Raw genomic sequence first — 18,643 nt, 5'->3', positions numbered from 1 at the left:
TCGGAGAGGCATAGCGGAGAAGCAAAGGAATGCCATCCCTCGATGCGACCGCTGCATTCTGAGGCAGTTATGTGACAGGAATAAGTAAACAGTCGCATCATGATGGCAGTTATTGTTCCGCAAACAGGAATAACTGTTCGTGCACGTAGCAAATAGAGGCATTACTACTCTGATGCCGTGGGGCCGGTGATATCGGGTGCACTCCGCTGCGCGCATGAACGCAATGAAGCCGCTACGGCGTTCTGGATGAACGCGAACACCTCCGCTTCGCCACCAGAAGATGGCGTGTGCACGCCCTGGTTGTGTCGCAGTAAGGGAGAGGAGAGTAAGCGGCGGAGGCAACGGCCGTATTGGTTAAGCGGCCGGCGAGTAAAACTGCTGCGCCGCGGATGCAGCGCTCCCATCGGCGCCGCATCTGGCGCTTGGCCAGCATGTGCATGATGCAAGCGAAACTGCCCACATTGCGGTCGATACCGCAACATCAAGGATTGGCGACGTCGGACCTTTGACACTGGGCTGCGATCCGTGTGCGCGCGCCGCGTGTGAAGGCTTGTATGTGTCTGCCCGAGCCACTCGATGAGCAAGGCGAGATCGATGAGTTTCGTGAGACTCTCTACCCAATTGAAAGGCTGCTACCTCCACGCACGGCACCCGAGGTCGCTACCTTTGTGCGCGCTACTGTCGAGGGAAGCCGTTAAATAGCCCGGGACGGTCTCTGCCAGGGCCAAGACACCCGTCGCTGGGCAATCCACGGAAACGCTCGCTGAATGAGTTCGTGGAATTCTTGGTTCAAGAGGGCGACGCGCACTTGCAAGACACTGTGTGCCCCCAGGCGACTCCAACGCATATGTTGGCTTTTACACATGCGGCGGCCATTGATTCGATTGATTGATGATTCGACGAAGCCGGTCGCGATTCGTAGGCCAACACGCTGCCGGGAGCGATAGTCGATCAGCGACTCAAGATGGCTATTGAGGTAACTGATCAAATCTATGAGCTTGCAGCGCGCTTGCTTGGCTTCGCGGCTTGAGTTCGGGTCAACGAAAGCTGATCCGTGGGCCGTAAGGCGCCCATACGCCAAAGGCGTAATAGCTTGATCGACGTGTCGCAGCATTCGACCGATGTGCGCCCAGTCGAGAACCCATTCGGCGTCGAACGGAAGGTCGTCAGCAACCCCGGCAAGATCCAGGGCGCCATCAGTCACGACACAGACGTCATTGGGATCATCGTAGCCGCTGTCCTCTAGGAATTTGGTCATTTCTTCCTGCAATCGCTTGGTGCGCGGCATGGCGGAAGCCCAGACCCGTGGTTGTCTGCCAGTCTGGCCTAATGCGCAACGACGACAGCTATCGACGATGAGCTTTTGCCGGCCCCCGCGCGATTGTCCTTGCCGGCTCCCTTGCCATTGCTTCGCGCCCGCCTAACATAGCCGACATCAATGCCCAGTTCGGCAATCGGCTTTATCTCCTCGCACCACCGCCGCACGGGCTGTGCATGCTGGAGGGATTTGCCGACGGCCATTGTGTGATTGCGGATGGTCACGTGACTGTCGCGTCCGGACGTTGGCAACAAGAGGTCCATGACCTGCTTGGCCTGCCGGTAGGGCATAGTGGCGCCGAGTTCGGCATGCAGCCAGCGCAACTCGCCTGTGCTCGGTTCCTGAAGGTAATTCTTGAGCGGCGACACGTACCTCGATCCGTCAGCACCACACTTGCTTTCCATCGGTCGCGGCAGTAGAAGACCTTGCCGAGCGTGGTCTTCAGTTCGGAGCAATGCCCGTCGTGCACGCGACGGAGCGCGCCGCAGACCCTCACAAGCTCGCTACGACGCGCAGTAGCGATCGAGCTGCTCTACGACGAATTCTTGCTGGACGCAATTGACTAACGACTTACCTTCCGCAAGGGACAAACCGACGTCGCCGGAGGCTTGGCTGCGGTCGACGCGGTGAAACCGCATCACCTCAATCCGTTTGCCACCGTGCCATCGCCGCCATCGAATTCGAGAACGATCATGCATCGCATGTCGGCTCTCCGTCTCTTTGATACCGAGACGATACTCCGCTGCAGGGCGGCATCCCAGGCCTTTTAACGGCTTCCTGCAACTGCTGCTCCCTGCGCTGCATAAGCATGTGCCCGTTGCGCGAGTTCCGCAGTGCAATGAGTCGGGAAGGACACGCGGGCCCGCGCCATTGGCGCTCGGCCCGCGCCCTGGCGTTACGCGTGAACAGGCGGGCGCTTGAGGTAGAAGCCCGTCGCCTTCTGATGGGCGTGTGCAATTTGCAGCAGCCGCGCTTCCTGGCTCGAATTGCCGATCAGCTGCATGCCGACCGGCAGTCCGTTCGAATCGAAGCCGCTTTGCGTCGAGAGGGCGGGCAGGCCTGTCCAGCTGATCGGCAGCATGAACTGTCTGCCGCGGTCATAGACCGGGCCGCCCGCCGCCAAAACGGGCGCCGTCGTCGGCATGGTCGGCGTGACCAGCGCGTCGACCTGGGAGAATGCGTCCTCGAACTGAGTCAACAGTTGCGTACGCGCCGTTAGCGCTTGCTCGTATTGCTCGCGCGAGATCTTTTCTCCCGTGGCGATGTCGTTGCGAACGATCTCCCCGAACTGGGTTTTATCAGCCGCCGCGCGGTAGCGGTCGCCGATGATCTCGTTGAACTCGTAAAGGAGGATCGTGAAGAGCGCCGAGAAGTCGAGCGGCTTGGCCAGCAACGGGATGTTCACACGGACGATTTGCGCGCCCTCGCCTTGCAGCGTGCGTACCGAGGCTTCCACCGCTTTTGCGACGTCCGGGTCCACATCCCTGAACGAGTAGCTCTCGACGATGCCGAGCTTCAGGCCCTTTACGCCGCCGTCGAGATGTTTGCTGAAATCCTCCTGCGGAGCGTGCAGTGAGTATTTGTAGGCGGGATCGTAGCCTGCCATGGCTGTCAGCATCAGTGCGACGTCTCCGGCATTGTGCGCAATAGGACCTGCGCAATCGAGGCTGTACGAGCGAGGAAAGACCCCGGTTAGGCTGACGCGGCCGAAGGTCGGGCGGATACCCGTCAGCCCGTTCCAGCAGGAGGGCACGCGAATCGAGCCGCCCGTGTCGGAGCCCGTTCCTGCGAGGCACAAGCCCGCCGCAACGGCTGCGCCGGTGCCGCTCGAAGAACCACCCGGGGAGCGCTCAACGTTCCACGGATTGTGCGCGTTGCCGAAGAACTCGTTCGTCCCGGTAATGCCTGCAGCGAACTCGTTCATGTTCGCTTTGCCGAGCATGACCGCACCCGCGGCGGCAAGGCGGCGCACCACCGCCGCGTCGTCGTTCGGGACACGATTGCGGAAAAACGCCGTGCCGACCGACGTCCGGATACCCTTCGTGTCGTAAAGATCCTTATGGACGATCGGAATGCCATGCAGAGGCCCGCGGTCTTTGCCAGCGCGGAACTCGCGATCGCATGCGCGCGCTTCGCTGAGCGCCCTGTCGCGCGTCACCGTAATGAACGCGTTCAGCGTGGGCTGCACCCGGGAAATTGCCTGCAAATAGGCTTTCGTGAGCTCTTCGGATGAAGACTTCCCGCTGCGCAGCGCACGTCCTGCTTCGGCGATGCTTTGAGGCAGCTCGTCCGCGCTCAGCGCGGTCGCCGCCGTATCGGATGCGCCAGCCGGCTGTGCAAACGCATAAGGGCCCGGCACGGGTGCGATCGCGCCCAAGGCGCCGGCCGCGACAAGACCGCGAAGCACGCGGCGCCGGGGGAGGGATGCAAGGTCATCATGGATGATGGACTCGCTAAGGGGAGAACGATTTTCCATAGAAAGCAGACGAGAGAAGACAAGAGACATGGAGTGTGTCCCTGCGTATCTTCCCGGCAAATATCGAGAATCTACGCAGGAACCCGAACGGTTAACAGCCCAGCGCGGCACCTGTCGCGCGTAAATGTCAGCATGCGGCGCTGCTCCGGGATTTATGCAACAACACCTCGCATCCGGTGCTATGCGATTTTCCATAAGAATCCAAATTCGGCCTTAGGATATGCCATCGCAGAGGTAGCCCGCAATTGCTGCAAATTCATGCATTAACATAACGAGGTACGTCCAAAAAGCGAGATGCCAAAGCGCATTCAGATGGGCGGGGTCCCCGCCCTGTGTCGCTCGGTAGTCAATGAGATGAGGAGGGATCTACATATCTGCATAACGCACTGATGCCAGTGCGGCCGATTCCATGCCACCTGCGTCGATGAGAAGTCACGGATGACCACCTTCTCGTCTCGCGAGCTTTGCAGGAGCAGCGGCATCGCTCGCGGGTGCCACGTGAGGCGTACTCTTGGCGATTCTGACCTTGTCGACTACGTTCTCCATTGCCGAATCGCGGAAAGCATGGGCCTCCGAGAGACCTAGAAGGGGGAGGAGCGCAAGAACGGCGAGGGGCAGTTTTTTCATGTAAATAGTACAGGTTGGTTTGCTTATTGCTAATTGAGGGACCACAGTGCCTTCATCGCGCTGGCGTGTCCGATTCCGTTGGTCTGGCGGATCGGTAACACAATGAGGGTTCTTTGCTTTGGACCGAACCGGCGTATGGGGAAGGCGCGCTGGAACTGCATTTTTGGGATCCGGTCAATCGATACTAACTTTTTAAAAAGTATTGTCAGGTTGCAGCGTATTGGCACTCCGGCTGACGAAAGAACGACTTAACTAACTCAGGTAGTCGTTGGATGCGACGCAGCGCACTCAGCGCCAATTTCTTCATTTCGTTCTTTCCCTGAACCAAGCGCTTGGATAATTGCCGCTTCACGTGCGCCCACACCTGCTCGTCCGGGTTCAGGTGCGGAGAATACAGCGGCAGGTAGAACAGCTTCAACCGGCCTTGCTGGCTTTCGACGTACGTTTTGACTGGCTTGCTCCTGTGTACCGGATGCCCGTCCACCACCACAAAAACCGGCTTGGTCGCGCCAATCATCAATCGCTTGAGAAACTCGACAAACACAGGCGTGTTGAGCGAACCGTCGTGCACCATGAAACGAAACTCACCGCGTGGGCTGACCGCCGAGATCATGTTCAGCGAGAAGCGTCGGCAATGCGGGCCAGGCCAAGTTCCGTAGCCGGGTCCCCGACCTGGCGGCCCGACAGGTTGTTGTGGATCGCCAGGATAGCCTGTTGCGGATAAAGGAGGTCGTGAACAACGACTTCGCAGAACGGCGCCAGTGTCTCGCCGAGACCCTGGGCCACTTGCTTGAGTTGTTCGAGCAGCGCTTGCTGCTCCAAAGTTCGTTTCGTCATATTGACAAAATATCCAGAAGAAGACGGCACGCCTTCGGATCGAAGGCGCGCTACGTGTGCATTGGGGCGTTGCGGCCGGAAGGAAATAGCCAGGGCTCGCGTTGCATGCGTTGAAATTCTAACTTTCTGATTTCCTCTTGATGCAGCAAGCTTTGGCCAATCTCGTCGAGTCCGTTCATCAACAGATCGCGTTGAAATGAATCGATTGCGAATGACAAGACAAGGTCATCACCGAACTTGATCTGTTGGCGACCAAGATCGATCGTAATGGGATTGTCGTGGCCGCGATTGATCGCCGCAAACATCGTATTAATCTGCTCAGTCGAAAGGCATACCGGCAAGATGCCATTCTTGATGCAGTTGCCATAGAAAATATCGGCGAAGCTCACGCCGACGAGCGCGCGAATTCCCCACTGAGCCAGGGCCCACGGCGCATGCTCCCGGCTCGACCCACAACCGAAGTTGGTGCGGCATAACATGATCTGCGCCCCCGCAAATCTGGGCTGGTTCAATGGAAAATTCGGGTTGGGTTGCCGCCGGCTGGCGTCCATACCCGGCTCTCCGCGATCAAAATAGCGCCATTCATCGAATAGATAGGCGCCAAAGCCGGTACGGCCGATCATTGCCATGTACTGCTTGGGCAGGATCGCATCGGTATCCACGTTATCCCGGTCGATCGGTACGGCGATCGACGTCAGCGTGTCGAATCGTTCCATGACTATCTCCCACGTAGCTGCGATACATCGACAAAATGGCCCGCCAATGCCGCTGCTGCGGCCATGGCGGGACTGACCAGATGCGAACGGCCGCCGCGTCCCTGACGCCCCTCGAAGTTGCGATTCGACGTCGATGCGCAGCGTTCACCTTCCTTGAGGCTGTCGTTGTTCATTCCCAGGCACATCGAACAGCCGGCATCGCGCCATTCGAAACCCGCCTCCAGAAAGATCCGGTCCAACCCCTCCTGCTCCGCCTGCAGCTTGACACTGCCCGACCCTGGCACCACCAGCGCCTGAGCGATCGTCGGCGCGACTTTCCGCCCTCGCACGACTCGCGCGGCAATGCGCAGATCTTCGATACGCGCGTTCGTGCATGAGCCTATGAATACCTTATCCAATCGAATGTCCTGGATGGCGAGACCGGGTTGAAGCTCCATGTAGGCGAGTGCGGATGCCACGGATTTTCTGCGTTGCGGATCGTTCTCGGTCGCGGGATCAGGCACGTAGCCGTCAATGTCCGTCACCATGCCCGGCGACGTTCCCCATGTCACCTGAGGCCGCAGCGCAGCGGCATCGAAGCGCAGCGACCTGTCGAAGGTACTATCCGCATCGCTACGCAAGGTCGACCAATAGGCTGCCGCAGTGTCCCATTCCGCGCCCGCTGGCGCACGGGGTCGCCCATGCAGATACGCGAGGGTCACGTCATCCACGCCGATCATGCCGCAGCGCGCACCCGCTTCGATGGACATGTTGCACAACGTCATGCGCGCTTCCATGTCCATCCCCCGCACCGTCTCACCGTCGAACTCGATCGCATGGCCATTCGCGACATCGGTACCCCACCGGCCGATAATCGCCAGAGCGAGATCCTTGGCGTAGGTCCCTTCGGGCAGAGCGCCATCAATCGTGATCCGCATGGTTTTCATGCGCTTCATGACCAGGCACTGCGTCGCCAGGAGATGCTCGATGTCGGAAGTCCCGATACCAAATGCCAAGGCGCCGAAGGCGCCATGCGTGGACGTATGGGAATCGCCGCACGCGATGGTCATGCCGGGCAGGATCTCGCCCTGCTCGGGTCCGACGACATGAAGAATGCCCTGGCGAACGTCTTGCAACGCGTAGAACGGGACGCCGTACTCCGCGCAGTTCCGGTCCAATGCCAGGACTTGCAAGCGCGCGATCTCACTATGCATTCCGCGTTCCCGGTGAACCGTCGGAATATTGTGATCCGGCGTCGCAATAGCCGCTTGTGCTCGCCACATGCGGCGCCCTGCCAGCCGAAGCCCATCGAACGCTTGCGGGCTCGTGACTTCGTTCATGAGGTGACGATCGATATATAGAAGCGCCGAGCCGTCATCTGCTTCGCGCACGACATGTCGGCGCCATAGCTTTTCATATAGCGTGAGGGATTGAGTCATTTCTGCGCATCAATGTAACTAGATTCAAGTAACCAGCTTCAAATAATCACCTTCGAGGCCATCAGGAGCATGGTAGGAGGCGTAGGCATGGGGGATGCTTCCGGAAATTGCATTGGAAACCACGCAGCAATCTGCGTATGTTCCTTAGCACATATCTTCGTCGCTAAAATGCAAAATCATGGAAAATCTCCTGAATCTGCGAACGAAACCAACGCTGCGCGACATCCTTGTCGTCCCTCGGATGCCATACCAGGTCAATGGCGAGCGAAGCGTTTTCGAGCGGAAGCGGAAAGGTAAGGAATTTCTGAAATCCTTCTGCATGCAGCCAATGCTTGGGGACGACCGCCACCAGATCGGTGGTTTCAATGACCTCGCGCATCTCGAGCCAACTTGGCACGGTCATCGCGATCTTGCGTTTATGACCGAGGTTGGCGAGTTCATCGTCGATCAGGTTGGTGCCGACTCCACTGATCGCGATCTTCAGGTGGGTCAGACTGAGGTAATCTGATAGATCGAGCTTTGATAGTCCGGGATAGCGAGCGGCGCTCATCACGACCACGAAATGGTCTTCAAGCAATCGGACACTGTTGCTCAGACCAGCGATCCTGGAACGCAGGGCGAGACGCACCTGCACCTCGCCCTGGCTAGTCTTCTGTTCGATGTCCTGAGGGCTGAAATGCTTGACTTCCAGACGCGTCGACGGTGCCTGCTCGCGTAGCCTCCGACAGAGGCGCGGAAGCAGATACACCCCGGCATAGTCGGATACTCGCATTTTGAAGACCTGCGTCGAGGTGGTCGGATCGAACTTGCTGCCCTGTATCACCGCTTGTTCGATCTGCTGCAACGATCCACTAATCATGCTTGCCAGCAAGAGTGCCTGCCCGGTGGGAATCATGCCGTCTGCGGTACGCACCAGCAGCTCATCCTTGAACGTCACCCTAAGGCGTCTTAGTGCATGGCTCGCAGCCGACTGGCTGATGCCGACGCGCTGGGCAGCCTTGGTCACACTTCGTTCTTCTACCAGTGCTTCCAATATGACCAGGAGGTTTAGATCAATGCTGCGCAGATTCATCGGTGACAGACTTGGCTGACGAGCGGGGGAACGGAACTCTCCCTCGTCTCAATGAGAGAAGAGCGTGCCGTATCCTTTGACCTTATCATCAATTCCGCTTGTGCGCAGCGCATTCCACACCATGACCTGGTTGCTCGTGATGACGGGTCGTTCGAGCGCTTGTTCCAGGCGCTCGATCACTTCCGCCGACCGGATGGCGGTACAGCTGATGAAATAGGCGTCCGCTACCGACGCTGCATACTGTATCGCTTGATCGAAAAAGACGTCCGGCGCCAGCTTTCCCATTTCCGCATTCGTATTCAGGCCGAGACCGTGATGATGGACGACTTCCAATCCATGGTGCGCCAGGAACGCGATTTCTCGCTGATTAACTGCGTCAAGGTAAGGGGTAAGGAGAACGATTTTCCTGGCACTTAGGGTTTCCAAAGCGGTGACAATCGCGGACCCGGTGGAAAAACAGGGCAGTCCGGTCGCATGTTCGATGCTCGCCATGATTTCGTCCTGCAATGGCACGCTGTACGTCGATACCGCGGTGCAGTGAAAAATCACCCGCTCCACACCGGCGTCTGCCAGCATGGCAGCGGCAGGCCCGACGCCCGCCGCCATGGCAAACAATTCTTCTGAACCGGTCCCTTTAAGTGGAAGACGCGTGACGTAGGCTGCCACGCCATCGGGCAGCATGGCCTGTATCTGCGGTTCAGCAATGAAATTGCCCGAAGGCACGATAATGCCCAGTCGTGCGCGTTCACCGTAGTTGATCTGCATTGCGTGCGCCTCTGTTTGCTCTCAGGACTTCGATTCGGCAAGCGACTGGCGCGCCTGGTCAAGATAGACCGGGTTGATGTATTCCGCAGCAGAGGTCTTGGCGCGGCCCGGAAGGGCGCGGATCAACGCGCTGATGTCGATCAGTGCCTGTATGGAGTTGGGATTGGCCGCCGCATCGCGTGGAAAAATCTCGTCCCGGCTGTACTCTTCCCACGCGCGGTCTGCATAATCTGCGCTGATCCCACTGTGCTGCATAGCGATCTCACGGCATCCCATCTTGTTCGCATAGAACCAGTCATGCGCTTCGATGTACGCCTTCAAGAAAGCCACCACGGTCCCGGCGTTTTCGTTCGCCCACTTTGCGGAAACGTTCAAGGAGGTGAACTGGAACCACGGGAATTCATCGCGGGGTTCGCACAACGAGGTGTAACCCTGGTCGAGCGCGATATAGTTCAGCGGGATGCCCTGCAGCCCCGCATCGATCTCCCCATTCTGCAACTTTTCCCAGCGCGACAAGATCGGTCCGACCGCCACGATGGTGTAGTCGCGGGGATGCTCCAGGCCGTGGGCGGAAAGGATCTTCATCACAAGTGAAGAACTGCCAGCGTCCAGCGAGGAAACACCTACCACGCCCCCACGCAACTGTGCGATGGTCTTGATATCGGGGCGCGCGATGAAAGAAAACGGCAAGCGGTTGACGTTGCCAGCAATGATCTCCAGATCGCTGCCCGTCTCGCTGCCCAGGATCACGTGTTCAGTCACCCCAAGCGATAGCTGAAGCCGGCCATCGATCAAGCGGTCCGTGACTTCGTCGATCGGTTCATACAACTCGATCGAGACATCCAGCCCGTGCTTCCTGAAGAATCCGGCGTCTTGCGCAATCCAGAGAGGCATGTTGAAATAATTGCGCGATACTGCGCCGACTTTTAGCGAAATCATTGTTTCTTCCTTTAAAGCGAAAAGAGTAATACCACGAGTACTGTGACGAGGACGGTCACCAGTAATGTCACAACTGGCTGGCGGGCTTTGATGCCATGGGTTGGTCGCCCCGGATCGGCTCCGTCCAGTCGACAAGGATCTGCCTGCGTGTCAAAGTCAGGCTTGCCAGCGATCCCAAAAGCAGCAGCGCGCCGGCAATCGCAAAGGCCGCGGTAAAGCCGCCGCTGGACGCAACGGCATAGCCGGTGACGATGGGCGCGGCAAGACCAAAGACATTACCGCCCAGTATGAGCAAACCTACCGCCACTCCCGAATGCGCCGGGTCACCTAGAAGATCGTTAGTCAATGCGATATTCATCGACATGGCCGTGGACACGCATGTAAGCGCCAACGAAATGATCAGCACGATCGCCCACATCGAATCCACGAATGGCAGTGCGAATACGACCGATCCGAGGAGCAGCATCACGAAGATCATGTTGCGCCTGGCACCGCGTGCAAGCGCTTCGCTCGTCAGCAGCCGGTCGCTGAGATAACCCAGCATGATGCCGAGCACACAGGCGCTGGCATAGGGCGCGGCAGTGTAAAGGCTGCTCTTGACGACATTCATGCCGCGAGCGCGCTCGAAATAAGTGGGCAGCCAGGTCAGAAACAGATAGACCGTATATCCGGCGCAGCCCTGAGTCAGTGCCAGGCCCCACATTGTCTTTTCGGCGAGCAGCTTTTTCAGCCCGCCAGAAGCGCGTTTCTTCGCGGCGGCAGAATCGGTGGCAACCGCCGGCGTGGCCGAATCGTTGATCAATACGCGTTCTTCCGCCGAAATCCATTTTGCCTGTGCAGGAGTGCGGTACAAGATCCACCAGAACACGCCTAGGCATATGCCCACTGCGCCAGTGACCAGGAACGAGCCGCGCCACCCGACTTGCGCGATCAACCAACCCACGAAGATGCCGCCAAGAGCCGGGCCGGCATAGGAGCCGGCGTTCAGGATCGCGGCGGCGAGTCCACGTTCGGTCTTGGGCGCCCATTCGCGGATGATCCTGCTGCCCGAAGGGTAAGACGCCGCTTCGCCAATACCCAGGAGAAGTCGGGATCCCAAAAGCAAGAGAAAGCTGGAGGCGAGGCCGGTCGAGACGCCCCCCGCTGACCAAGTGATGAGCGCCAATGCCGTCACTTTTCGGGCACCGAAGCGATCGACGACCAGACCGGCCGGAATCAGGCAGAACAGATACGTCCACAGGAACGAAGAAAACATGTATCCCAATTGAATCGGGGAAAGCTGAAAGGTGGACGCAATGGAGCTTGCGGCAACCGACAGGTTGGTCCTGTCGACGTAATTCACCGCGTTCATAAGGAACATGGCGAAATACACCAGATAACGGCGATTTGTACGCATATTGTCTCCTGACTGTCATCAGCCGCCGTGGAGGCAGCATTTGTTTGAGACAATGGTGCGCAACTGGCGAGGAAAACGCCAACTCATAGTTATCAGGATGTACATGAATGGAGTGCATGTGGTTTTTGGCGTACATGGACAATGTTTTCCAGACGCGCTTGGCACAACATTCACAATGTTTGTTAGGTCAAAGGCGCGCGGCGCTGTGAACAGGCAGAGTTCAGTGGTCGAGCGTTTGTTCGCCTGTGTAAGGCTGTCGGTGTATCTAGACACTCTTGCGCTTCGCCGCGTATCCAGACCGCAGTCAGCTCGCCGGCCCGATGCAGGCGGGCCAGGCTCAGGCTGTCGCAGCGGTCGTTCTTGACGTGTTCGCCAGGCTTCCTCGAAATCGGCGAAGGAGCCGCCACCTGACGGTCCTGCTTCAGGTCGTGCAGCGATACAGCACATAGCCACCTGGTCCGGCTTCGTAGCGAAACGACAGCCGAGCCCTGTCTCGCTTGAACTGTGTGACCAGCTTCTTGACTGCCTTCGGGGTGTTCACGATCTCCCCCACGTAGCGGACTTCGCCGCCTGCCTGCGCCACCGCAGCGGCGATCTTTTCTTGGTGCACATCCAAGGCCACGTACTTGCTAAACTTGCCCATGACCTGCCCCCTCAATTGTGGCTCTGGGCAGCGGTTACTTCACAGCCCAGGCCCTTGCGGCTGCCGCGCGCAGACATTCGCTTCAGCGCCTTGCTGCTGGAAACGCTACCTATACGTTCTGGCCGCAGTCCGGTCGGGTCCCAAGGCTTTCTCCTGGGAAAGAAGTTGAGCCAGTATCCCTTTGAGGGTGAGGAAGCTCCCGAGCATCGCAAGCCCGACCAGCGCAAGAGCCGCACCGAGTTCGAAGTCCGCTGGAATGCCAACCCGGTCCACGACGCCGCCGCCGAGAGACGAACCAATCGCGATCGCGACCTGAATTATGCCGACGAACAGTCCGTTAAAAAGCCCGGGACGGTCTCTGCCTGGGCCAGGACACCCGTCGCTGGGCAATCCATCGCGTGCACGACGGGCATTGCTCCGAACTGAAGACCACGCTCGGCAAGGGGAGCGGGCAAGAGAAGGCGGAGAAAGCGAATGCCGGGCTGTAATGGTCCGGATAGGGGTTCAAACTCAGGACGGTCCGTCTGTCGAGAAGTACATTGTCCCCGGAGCTATCCGCTGATATTGAGGCCAACATCCTGCCAGCTGCCGTATCGCTGGGGAGCGGATCAGCAGGGCCAGGCGGCCATGGCGCAGATGCTGTCCGCGCAAAGCCCGATGATGGCCATAGCGGCCTTGAGCTTTCCCGGCTTGAGCGTCCCGACCGGCCTGGTTGGCGACACTCCAACCGGCGTGCAACTGGTGGCGGGCAGCTTCCGCGAGGACATTTGCCTTGCCGCAGGCGAGGTGATCGAGCGCCATGCCGCCATGCCGGCGTCCTATGATCCTCGCGCGCGTAGCTGATCGTCTCAAGCGAAGGCTCGGCGGCGCGCTCTCCAGCGCACTACAGTGGCAACTGTTGCGACTGTTGGCCGCCAAGCCGACGATATGATCCAAACGCATCGAGCGCACTTCGGAACCGTCGCAACGCCGAACGGGAATTCCTAGCGACACTTGTTGGATAGTGGTGCAAGGAGTCAAGAGTCCGACCCGCACCCGCCCGATGCGACCGGGTAGCATCGGGCGATCATGCCCGGAACGTCTCTGCCGTCTCTTCGGCGACTTTGCGCAGATCGGGGACGAAGGCTAGTAGATCGTCGAGTGTGAGCCGGCCCACCGGCGCCTGTACCGCGATCGCCGCGCAGGCACGATTGCGATCCAGCATGACCGGCACCGCTATCGCGATGAGCCCCTGCAGATGCTCCTGATCGTTGATTGCCAGCATGCGCTTGCGTGTCGTCGTGAGTTCCTTACGTAACCTCTCGCGATCGATGATGGTTCGCTCCGAATAGGCATGTAGCGGCAACGTATCAATCATGCGGTCGCGTCGTTCCTTCGGCAAGAAGCTAAGTAGGACTTTGCCGCTTGCCGAGCAATGCAGCGGCACGTGCGAGCCTGGTTGCAAGTGCATGCGCAACGGCCATTCGGTTTCGACACGGTCGATGTACACCACGTCGTTCCCGGCGAGCATGGTCAGATTGCATGTCTCGCCAATCTTTGCCACAAGTTGTTCGAGCAGCGCGTGGCGCGCCGCAGCGGGACCTGCGTGCATTAGAACGTTCACCGCCAGGGCACGCACGCGCGGTGAGCACTCATAGAGCCGGTCGCCTGCGCCGCGCGTCACCAGCCACGCGTCCGTCAGCTGCACGAGTATACGATGCACGGTCTGTTTAGGTAATCCGAGCGCCTCGACAAGGTCTGTCATGGAAAGTGGCTCCCCGGCCTGTGCAAGTGCCTCCAGCACGCGAAAGGCGCGGACCGCGGCTGCATTCGATTGGTTGGATCTTGTCATGCTGTCTCCTGGCCGCAGTACTTCTGCTTGCCTATTTGCATCGACTTTATCGCTTTTCGGGACATAAACAAGTCCCGAAATTCGCATTTTTCCATTCTTGAGTGCACGCGGTGAAGGATAGCGCGGAAAACGGGACACCCTGGTGCGATGGCTTGATTAGATTGGATTGACAGCAACCGTGGCCGCTATAACTCTGGCCGCTTACATTGAAATCAGAGGAAAGGAGGGAAACAGGAAGGCGGAATTTGCAAGGACAAGAACGACGTTGCAAGGCTGGTGGTTTCAATTCCAATGGTTCTTGAGTGTGCGTGAAAGTCGGCATAGATTCGACCATTCAGATAAATATATCTAATTAAAATGGTGAGAGAGACATGAAAAGATTATTTAAAGTCAGGTACGCGATACTGGGGCTGATGTGTCTGATGTATTTCATTGCTTACATTGATCGCGTCAATATCTCCATTATCGCCCCCTTCCTGAAAGAGGAGATGGCACTTACGCCGACTCAGTTGGGGCTCATCTTTTCAGCCTTTGCCTATCCCTACGCCGCCATGCAGATCCTGGGCGGATGGTTCGCCGACAAGTATGGGCCGAGGCTGGTGTTGGCCGTACTCACCAGCATTTGGGCGCTTGCTACTATCCTTTGCGGCTTTTCCTGGGGCCTCGGATCGCTGATTATGTTCCGGGTCCTGCTGGGCATCGGAGAGGGTGGCGCGTTTCCGGCTGCAACACGCTCCTTCACATACTGGATGCCGGCCACGGAACGCGGCTTCGCACAGGGCATCACGCATAGCTTCGCCCGCCTGGGCGGAGCCGTCACCCCGCCCATCGTACTGGTCATTGTTGCCGCGTACGGCTGGCGCGAGTCGTTTTTGATCCTCGGTGTGGTCAGCCTGATCTGGACCGCTCTCTATGTCTGGCTGTTCCGCAACACGCCGCTGGAGCACAGGTGGGTCAAGCCCGCCGAGTTGATGGAGATCGGCGTCAATTCACGCGAGTTGAAGAAAGCAGCGGCAGGAAAAACGCCCTGGAAGCAGATGATCAAATGCATGTGGATGGTAACGTTCGTGGATTTCTGCTACGGCTGGTCGCTCTGGGTGTTCCTGACCTGGCTACCCTCCTACCTGAAGGATGCGCGAGGATTCGACGTAAAGCAGCTGGCGTTGTTCACGGCGCTGCCACTGCTCGCCGGCGTAGTCGGTGACACTCTCGGTGGCGTCATCTCCGACTTCATCTATAAGAAGACCGGAAACCTCAAGCTGGCCAGACGTGCATTGCTTGTCACAGGGCTTGTCGGTGCCCTGGTATTCATCGTGCCGGCGATCTACACCCGGACCCCACTGACGGCAGTAATGCTGCTCGCCGCATCCTTCTTCTTCCTTGAGTTGACCAATGCCGTCTTGTGGAGCCTGCCACTCGACATTGCCGGGAAGTTTGCAGGAACCGCTGGCGGGATGATGAACACAGGCTTCGGCGTGGCAGGAATGATTTCGCCGGCTTTGTTCGGCTTCCTAATCCAGCAAACGGGAAGCTATGAGCTGCCATTTCTGATCTCGGCCGGACTGTTGGGGGTCGCGGCAATCTGCTCGTTGCGAATCGATCCGACAAACAGGATCGAGGATGAGTTGGAAGATGCACTGTCGCTCGGTGGGGCCGGACTAGGGGCTGTTCATTGAAAGCTGCATTCCTCTTGGCCGGGTGAAATCCCGGCTTCGGCAATGACAGCATCGCGAATGATAAACATGCGGAGAGAAAGAATGTCAGTTGAAACGTGCGCGAAAGCCGATTCGTCGGCAGATGTCGAGATGATTTCAGATCTGGTCAGGAGGGCAAGGGAGGCGCAGCGCGACTACGAGCGCTACTCGCAGGTCCAGGTGGACGAAGTGGTCACCGCGGCGGGATGGGCGATCGTGCATCCTGAGAATAACCGCATGCTCGCCGAGATGGCGGTGCGCGATACAGGGCTCGGCAACGTCACAGACAAGATTCAGAAGAACTACAGGAAGACATTGGGGCTGCTACGCGATCTGCAGCATGCGAAGACGGTCGGTGTTATTGCCGAGTATCCAGAGCGCGGACTGGTGGAGATTGCCCGCCCCGTCGGCGTGGTCGCCGCGATTACTCCCTCCACCAATCCTGCGGCGACCCCCGCCAACAAGATCATCAATGCACTGAAGGGGCGCAATGCGGTCATCGTGGCGCCATCGCCCAAAGGACTATCCACTTGTGCCGCCCTGGTGGCATACATTCATGCGGAACTGGAGAAGCTCGGAGCGCCACTGGATCTGGTCCAGTATCTGCCCGGACCGATTACTAAGGAGGCGACCCAGGCGCTGATGCGCCAGGCGGATCTGGTGGTCGCAACAGGTTCGCAGAACAATATCCGCTCCGCCTACGCGAGTGGAACGCCGGCATTCGGGGTGGGCGCGGGCAACGTCGCCTCGATCATCGATACCTCGGCCAGTCTTGGTGAAGCGGCGCAACAGATCGCCAGCTCGAAGATGTTCGATAATGCGACGAGCTGTTCGTCCGAAAACAGCGTGGTCATCCTCGACCCGGTCTATGACTCGGCCCTGGCTGCGCTAACCGAGGCCGGCGGCGTCCTTCTGAACACTGAGGAAAAGCGCCACCTGCAGGAAACGATGTGGCCCAGGGGGAAACTGGATTCGGCCGTGACCGCACAGTCTGCGCCCAGGATCGCGGCACTGGCTGGCTTGGCCCGGGCGAACTTGACACAAGCGAAATTCCTGATGGTCGAGGAAGCTGGCACCGGTCCGGACTATCCGTACTCCGGTGAAAAGCTCTCTCCTGTGCTAACCGTCTATCGCGCTCGGAACTTTGATCACGCTTGCGAGATCGTCAAGGATATCTATGGCTATCTGGGGGCGGGTCATTCGGTGGGAATTCATACATCGGATGATGGCCACATCCTGCGGGTGGGAAATGAACTTCCTGTTTGCCGGGTTATTGTCAATCAGGCGCATTGCTTCGCCACTGGCGGCAGTTTCGAGAACGGTTTGCCATTCTCGCTTTCCATGGGTTGCGGTACATGGGGTGGCAACAATTTCTCCGAAAACATGGATTACCGGAATTTCCTCAACATCACACGTATCGTGCGAAGGCTCCCTGAGCGGGTTCCCTCGGAGCAGGAACTATTTGGTGAGTACCTACGTAAGCATGGCTAATCGATCCAGCGAGAATCAGACAGAAACCTTGTACCGCTTGAACGTAAGGAGTATGGACATGCTGCGCACCATTCGAGATTATGTCGACTTTCAGGCCGCAAAACGACCGGATTCGATTTACCTGATTGCGCCGGAACCCGATCTGAGCATGACGTTTGCTGGCTTGCGGAAGTCCTCTCGCGAGCTGGCACGCTTCCTTCTCGGCCAGGGTATCCGGAAGGGCGACAAGGTGGCGATGCTGATGCACAACGGCTTCCAAACCTGCCGGCTGTTCATTGGCGTGATGTACGGCGGCTTTTGCGCGACACCGCTGAATCTGCTCGCGCACCCGTCGCAGCTCGAGTACGTACTGAATCACAGCGATGCCAGGATCGTATTTGTCGCGCCCGACCAGTTGGAGCGCCTTAGCGTTGCGCTGGCCAACGTGACGCGGGATATCCAGATCGTTCTGTGCGATGTCGATGCGCAGGAGTTCATCCCGGTGTCAGATGGGAGCGTGGAGCTGCCACCCGTGGGCGAAGAGGACGATGCACTGATGATGTACACATCTGGCACCACCGGTAAGCCGAAGGGGGTCGTGCTGGCGAACCGGTCCGTGGTGTCGGGTGGGCAGTACGTATCCGCTGCCCACGAATTGGGAGTGCAGGACAGGGTCTTGGCGATCTTGCCCCTTTACCATATCAATGCCCAGATCGTGACCGCGACATCGCCGCTGGTTCATGGTGGAAGCCTCGTTCTACCGCATCGATTTCGGGTCTCCGGTTTCTGGGGCCTGGTGGCACAGAACCAATGCACCTGGATCAATGTGGTTCCGACCATGATTTCCTACCTGTTGAATGGCGCGGATCCGGCGGGAAATGGCCTGGATCTCAGCCGGGTCCGCTTTTGTCGCTCGGCCTCCGCTCCGCTGCCGCCCAGCCAGCATCGCGCCTTTGAGGACGCATTCAGGATCGGGGTGATCGAAACGATGGGGCTCACGGAAACGGCCGCGCCGTGCTTCACCAATCCACTAGACCCTTCACAGCGCAAGATCGGCAGTCCCGGGCGTGCCTTTGGCAATGACGTCAAGATTGTCAATGGCGAGGGAAGGGCGCTCGCTTCGGGCGAGGCGGGCGAAATCATGGTGCGTGGACCGAACGTGATGAAGGGGTATTACAAGAGCCCGGAGGAAACCGCCAGAACGCTTACAGCCGAAGGCTGGCTCCATACCGGAGATCTTGGATACCTGGACCCGGATGGCTTTGTTTTCGTCACGGGCCGGATCAAGGAACTCATCATCAAGGGAGGCGAAAACATCGCGCCTCGCGAGATAGACGAGGCATTGCTAAACCGAGCTTTGAGCACGCGGCGCGCATAATGCTTTGATTTCTCACGGTTATGCACGCGCGAGCGAGTCGATTACTGGGTACAGGCGACGGGG

13 protein-coding genes and 4 pseudogenes are annotated in these 18,643 nt (G+C 58.6%); 4 read left to right on the top strand and 13 right to left on the bottom strand.

The genetic code is table 11. The features are described 5' to 3' along the window. Positions 1-694: 694 nt before the first annotated feature. The 12 genes and pseudogenes from ACYP5B_RS37600 to ACYP5B_RS37545 all read right to left on the bottom strand — a co-directional run. Positions 695-2,021 (bottom strand): annotated as a pseudogene (locus tag ACYP5B_RS37600) (ISKra4 family transposase). Between the two features lie 192 nt (positions 2,022-2,213). After that, a complete protein-coding gene (locus tag ACYP5B_RS37595) occupies positions 2,214-3,824 on the bottom strand; it encodes an amidase (RefSeq protein ID WP_459572961.1) in 1,611 nt (536 codons plus the stop codon). An 802-nt stretch (positions 3,825-4,626) separates the two neighbouring features. Then, a pseudogene (locus ACYP5B_RS37590) lies at positions 4,627-5,052 on the bottom strand (IS630 family transposase); the annotation flags it as partial. Next, positions 5,049-5,258, bottom strand: a pseudogene (locus ACYP5B_RS37585) (PAS domain-containing protein); the annotation flags it as partial. The pseudogenes ACYP5B_RS37585 and ACYP5B_RS37590, both read right to left, overlap by 4 nt. 50 nt (positions 5,259-5,308) lie before the next feature. Beyond that, positions 5,309-5,974, bottom strand: a complete 666-nt coding sequence (gene leuD, locus ACYP5B_RS37580; RefSeq protein WP_459572960.1) for a 3-isopropylmalate dehydratase small subunit — start codon at positions 5,972-5,974, stop codon at positions 5,309-5,311. Between the two features lie 2 nt (positions 5,975-5,976). Then, entirely contained in the window at positions 5,977-7,392 is a 1,416-nt protein-coding gene (leuC, locus tag ACYP5B_RS37575) for a 3-isopropylmalate dehydratase large subunit (RefSeq protein WP_459572959.1), read from the bottom strand. Between the two features lie 163 nt (positions 7,393-7,555). Beyond that, positions 7,556-8,464, bottom strand: a complete 909-nt coding sequence (locus tag ACYP5B_RS37570; protein WP_459572958.1) for a LysR family transcriptional regulator — start codon at positions 8,462-8,464, stop codon at positions 7,556-7,558. 48 nt (positions 8,465-8,512) lie between these two features. After that, a complete protein-coding gene (locus ACYP5B_RS37565; RefSeq protein WP_400103087.1) occupies positions 8,513-9,229 on the bottom strand; it encodes a maleate cis-trans isomerase family protein in 717 nt (238 codons plus the stop codon). 21 nt (positions 9,230-9,250) lie between these two features. Continuing rightward, on the bottom strand, positions 9,251-10,168 hold the full coding sequence (locus tag ACYP5B_RS37560; RefSeq protein WP_459572957.1) for an ABC transporter substrate-binding protein: 918 nt from the start codon (positions 10,166-10,168) through the stop codon (positions 9,251-9,253). A gap of 67 nt (positions 10,169-10,235) precedes the next feature. Continuing rightward, positions 10,236-11,564 carry an MFS transporter gene (locus tag ACYP5B_RS37555; RefSeq protein ID WP_459572956.1) on the bottom strand — a complete coding sequence of 443 codons (1,329 nt, stop codon included), beginning with the start codon at positions 11,562-11,564 and terminating at the stop codon, positions 10,236-10,238. Between the two features lie 421 nt (positions 11,565-11,985). Next, positions 11,986-12,207, bottom strand: coding sequence for a hypothetical protein (locus tag ACYP5B_RS37550; RefSeq protein ID WP_459572955.1), 222 nt, complete (start codon positions 12,205-12,207; stop codon positions 11,986-11,988). Between the two features lie 105 nt (positions 12,208-12,312). Then, a pseudogene (locus ACYP5B_RS37545) lies at positions 12,313-12,543 on the bottom strand (hypothetical protein); the annotation flags it as partial. A gap of 291 nt (positions 12,544-12,834) precedes the next feature. On the opposite strand from ACYP5B_RS37545, the gene ACYP5B_RS37540 reads away from it, so the two are divergent. After that, positions 12,835-13,050 (top strand): hypothetical protein, encoded by a 216-nt coding sequence (locus ACYP5B_RS37540; protein WP_459572954.1) that lies wholly within the window; start codon positions 12,835-12,837, stop codon positions 13,048-13,050. Positions 13,051-13,273: 223 nt separating this feature from the next. Here ACYP5B_RS37540 and ACYP5B_RS37535 read toward each other — a convergent pair whose 3' ends face one another. Beyond that, positions 13,274-14,038: an IclR family transcriptional regulator gene (locus ACYP5B_RS37535; protein ID WP_318237486.1), complete on the bottom strand. Its 765-nt coding sequence runs from the start codon at positions 14,036-14,038 to the stop codon at positions 13,274-13,276. Between the two features lie 371 nt (positions 14,039-14,409). Between ACYP5B_RS37535 and ACYP5B_RS37530 the strand changes: the two genes are divergently transcribed. The 3 genes from ACYP5B_RS37530 (at position 14,410) to ACYP5B_RS37520 (ending at position 18,580) form a co-directional block, all read left to right on the top strand. After that, positions 14,410-15,714, top strand: a complete 1,305-nt coding sequence (locus ACYP5B_RS37530) for an MFS transporter (protein WP_459572953.1) — start codon at positions 14,410-14,412, stop codon at positions 15,712-15,714. 81 nt (positions 15,715-15,795) lie between these two features. Further along, positions 15,796-17,223: an acylating sulfoacetaldehyde dehydrogenase gene (sauS, locus tag ACYP5B_RS37525; protein WP_459572952.1), complete on the top strand. Its 1,428-nt coding sequence runs from the start codon at positions 15,796-15,798 to the stop codon at positions 17,221-17,223. 58 nt (positions 17,224-17,281) lie between these two features. After that, positions 17,282-18,580, top strand: coding sequence for an AMP-binding protein (locus ACYP5B_RS37520; RefSeq protein WP_459572951.1), 1,299 nt, complete (start codon positions 17,282-17,284; stop codon positions 18,578-18,580). Positions 18,581-18,643 lie beyond the last annotated feature (63 nt).

The organism is Cupriavidus sp. 8B (assembly GCF_054589115.1).
This window is presented reverse-complemented; position numbering and strand designations above follow the sequence as displayed.

Coding starts and splice junctions, on each gene's coding strand:
- ACYP5B_RS37595 (WP_459572961.1), bottom strand. CDS start 3,824: ATGTCTCTTGTCTTCTCTCGTCTGCTTTCTATGGAAAATCGTTCTCCC.
- leuD (WP_459572960.1), bottom strand. CDS start 5,974: ATGGAACGATTCGACACGCTGACGTCGATCGCCGTACCGATCGACCGG.
- leuC (WP_459572959.1), bottom strand. CDS start 7,392: ATGACTCAATCCCTCACGCTATATGAAAAGCTATGGCGCCGACATGTC.
- ACYP5B_RS37570 (WP_459572958.1), bottom strand. CDS start 8,464: ATGAATCTGCGCAGCATTGATCTAAACCTCCTGGTCATATTGGAAGCA.
- ACYP5B_RS37565 (WP_400103087.1), bottom strand. CDS start 9,229: ATGCAGATCAACTACGGTGAACGCGCACGACTGGGCATTATCGTGCCT.
- ACYP5B_RS37560 (WP_459572957.1), bottom strand. CDS start 10,168: ATGATTTCGCTAAAAGTCGGCGCAGTATCGCGCAATTATTTCAACATG.
- ACYP5B_RS37555 (WP_459572956.1), bottom strand. CDS start 11,564: ATGCGTACAAATCGCCGTTATCTGGTGTATTTCGCCATGTTCCTTATG.
- ACYP5B_RS37550 (WP_459572955.1), bottom strand. CDS start 12,207: ATGGGCAAGTTTAGCAAGTACGTGGCCTTGGATGTGCACCAAGAAAAG.
- ACYP5B_RS37540 (WP_459572954.1), top strand. CDS start 12,835: ATGGCGCAGATGCTGTCCGCGCAAAGCCCGATGATGGCCATAGCGGCC.
- ACYP5B_RS37535 (WP_318237486.1), bottom strand. CDS start 14,038: ATGACAAGATCCAACCAATCGAATGCAGCCGCGGTCCGCGCCTTTCGC.
- ACYP5B_RS37530 (WP_459572953.1), top strand. CDS start 14,410: ATGAAAAGATTATTTAAAGTCAGGTACGCGATACTGGGGCTGATGTGT.
- sauS (WP_459572952.1), top strand. CDS start 15,796: ATGTCAGTTGAAACGTGCGCGAAAGCCGATTCGTCGGCAGATGTCGAG.
- ACYP5B_RS37520 (WP_459572951.1), top strand. CDS start 17,282: ATGCTGCGCACCATTCGAGATTATGTCGACTTTCAGGCCGCAAAACGA.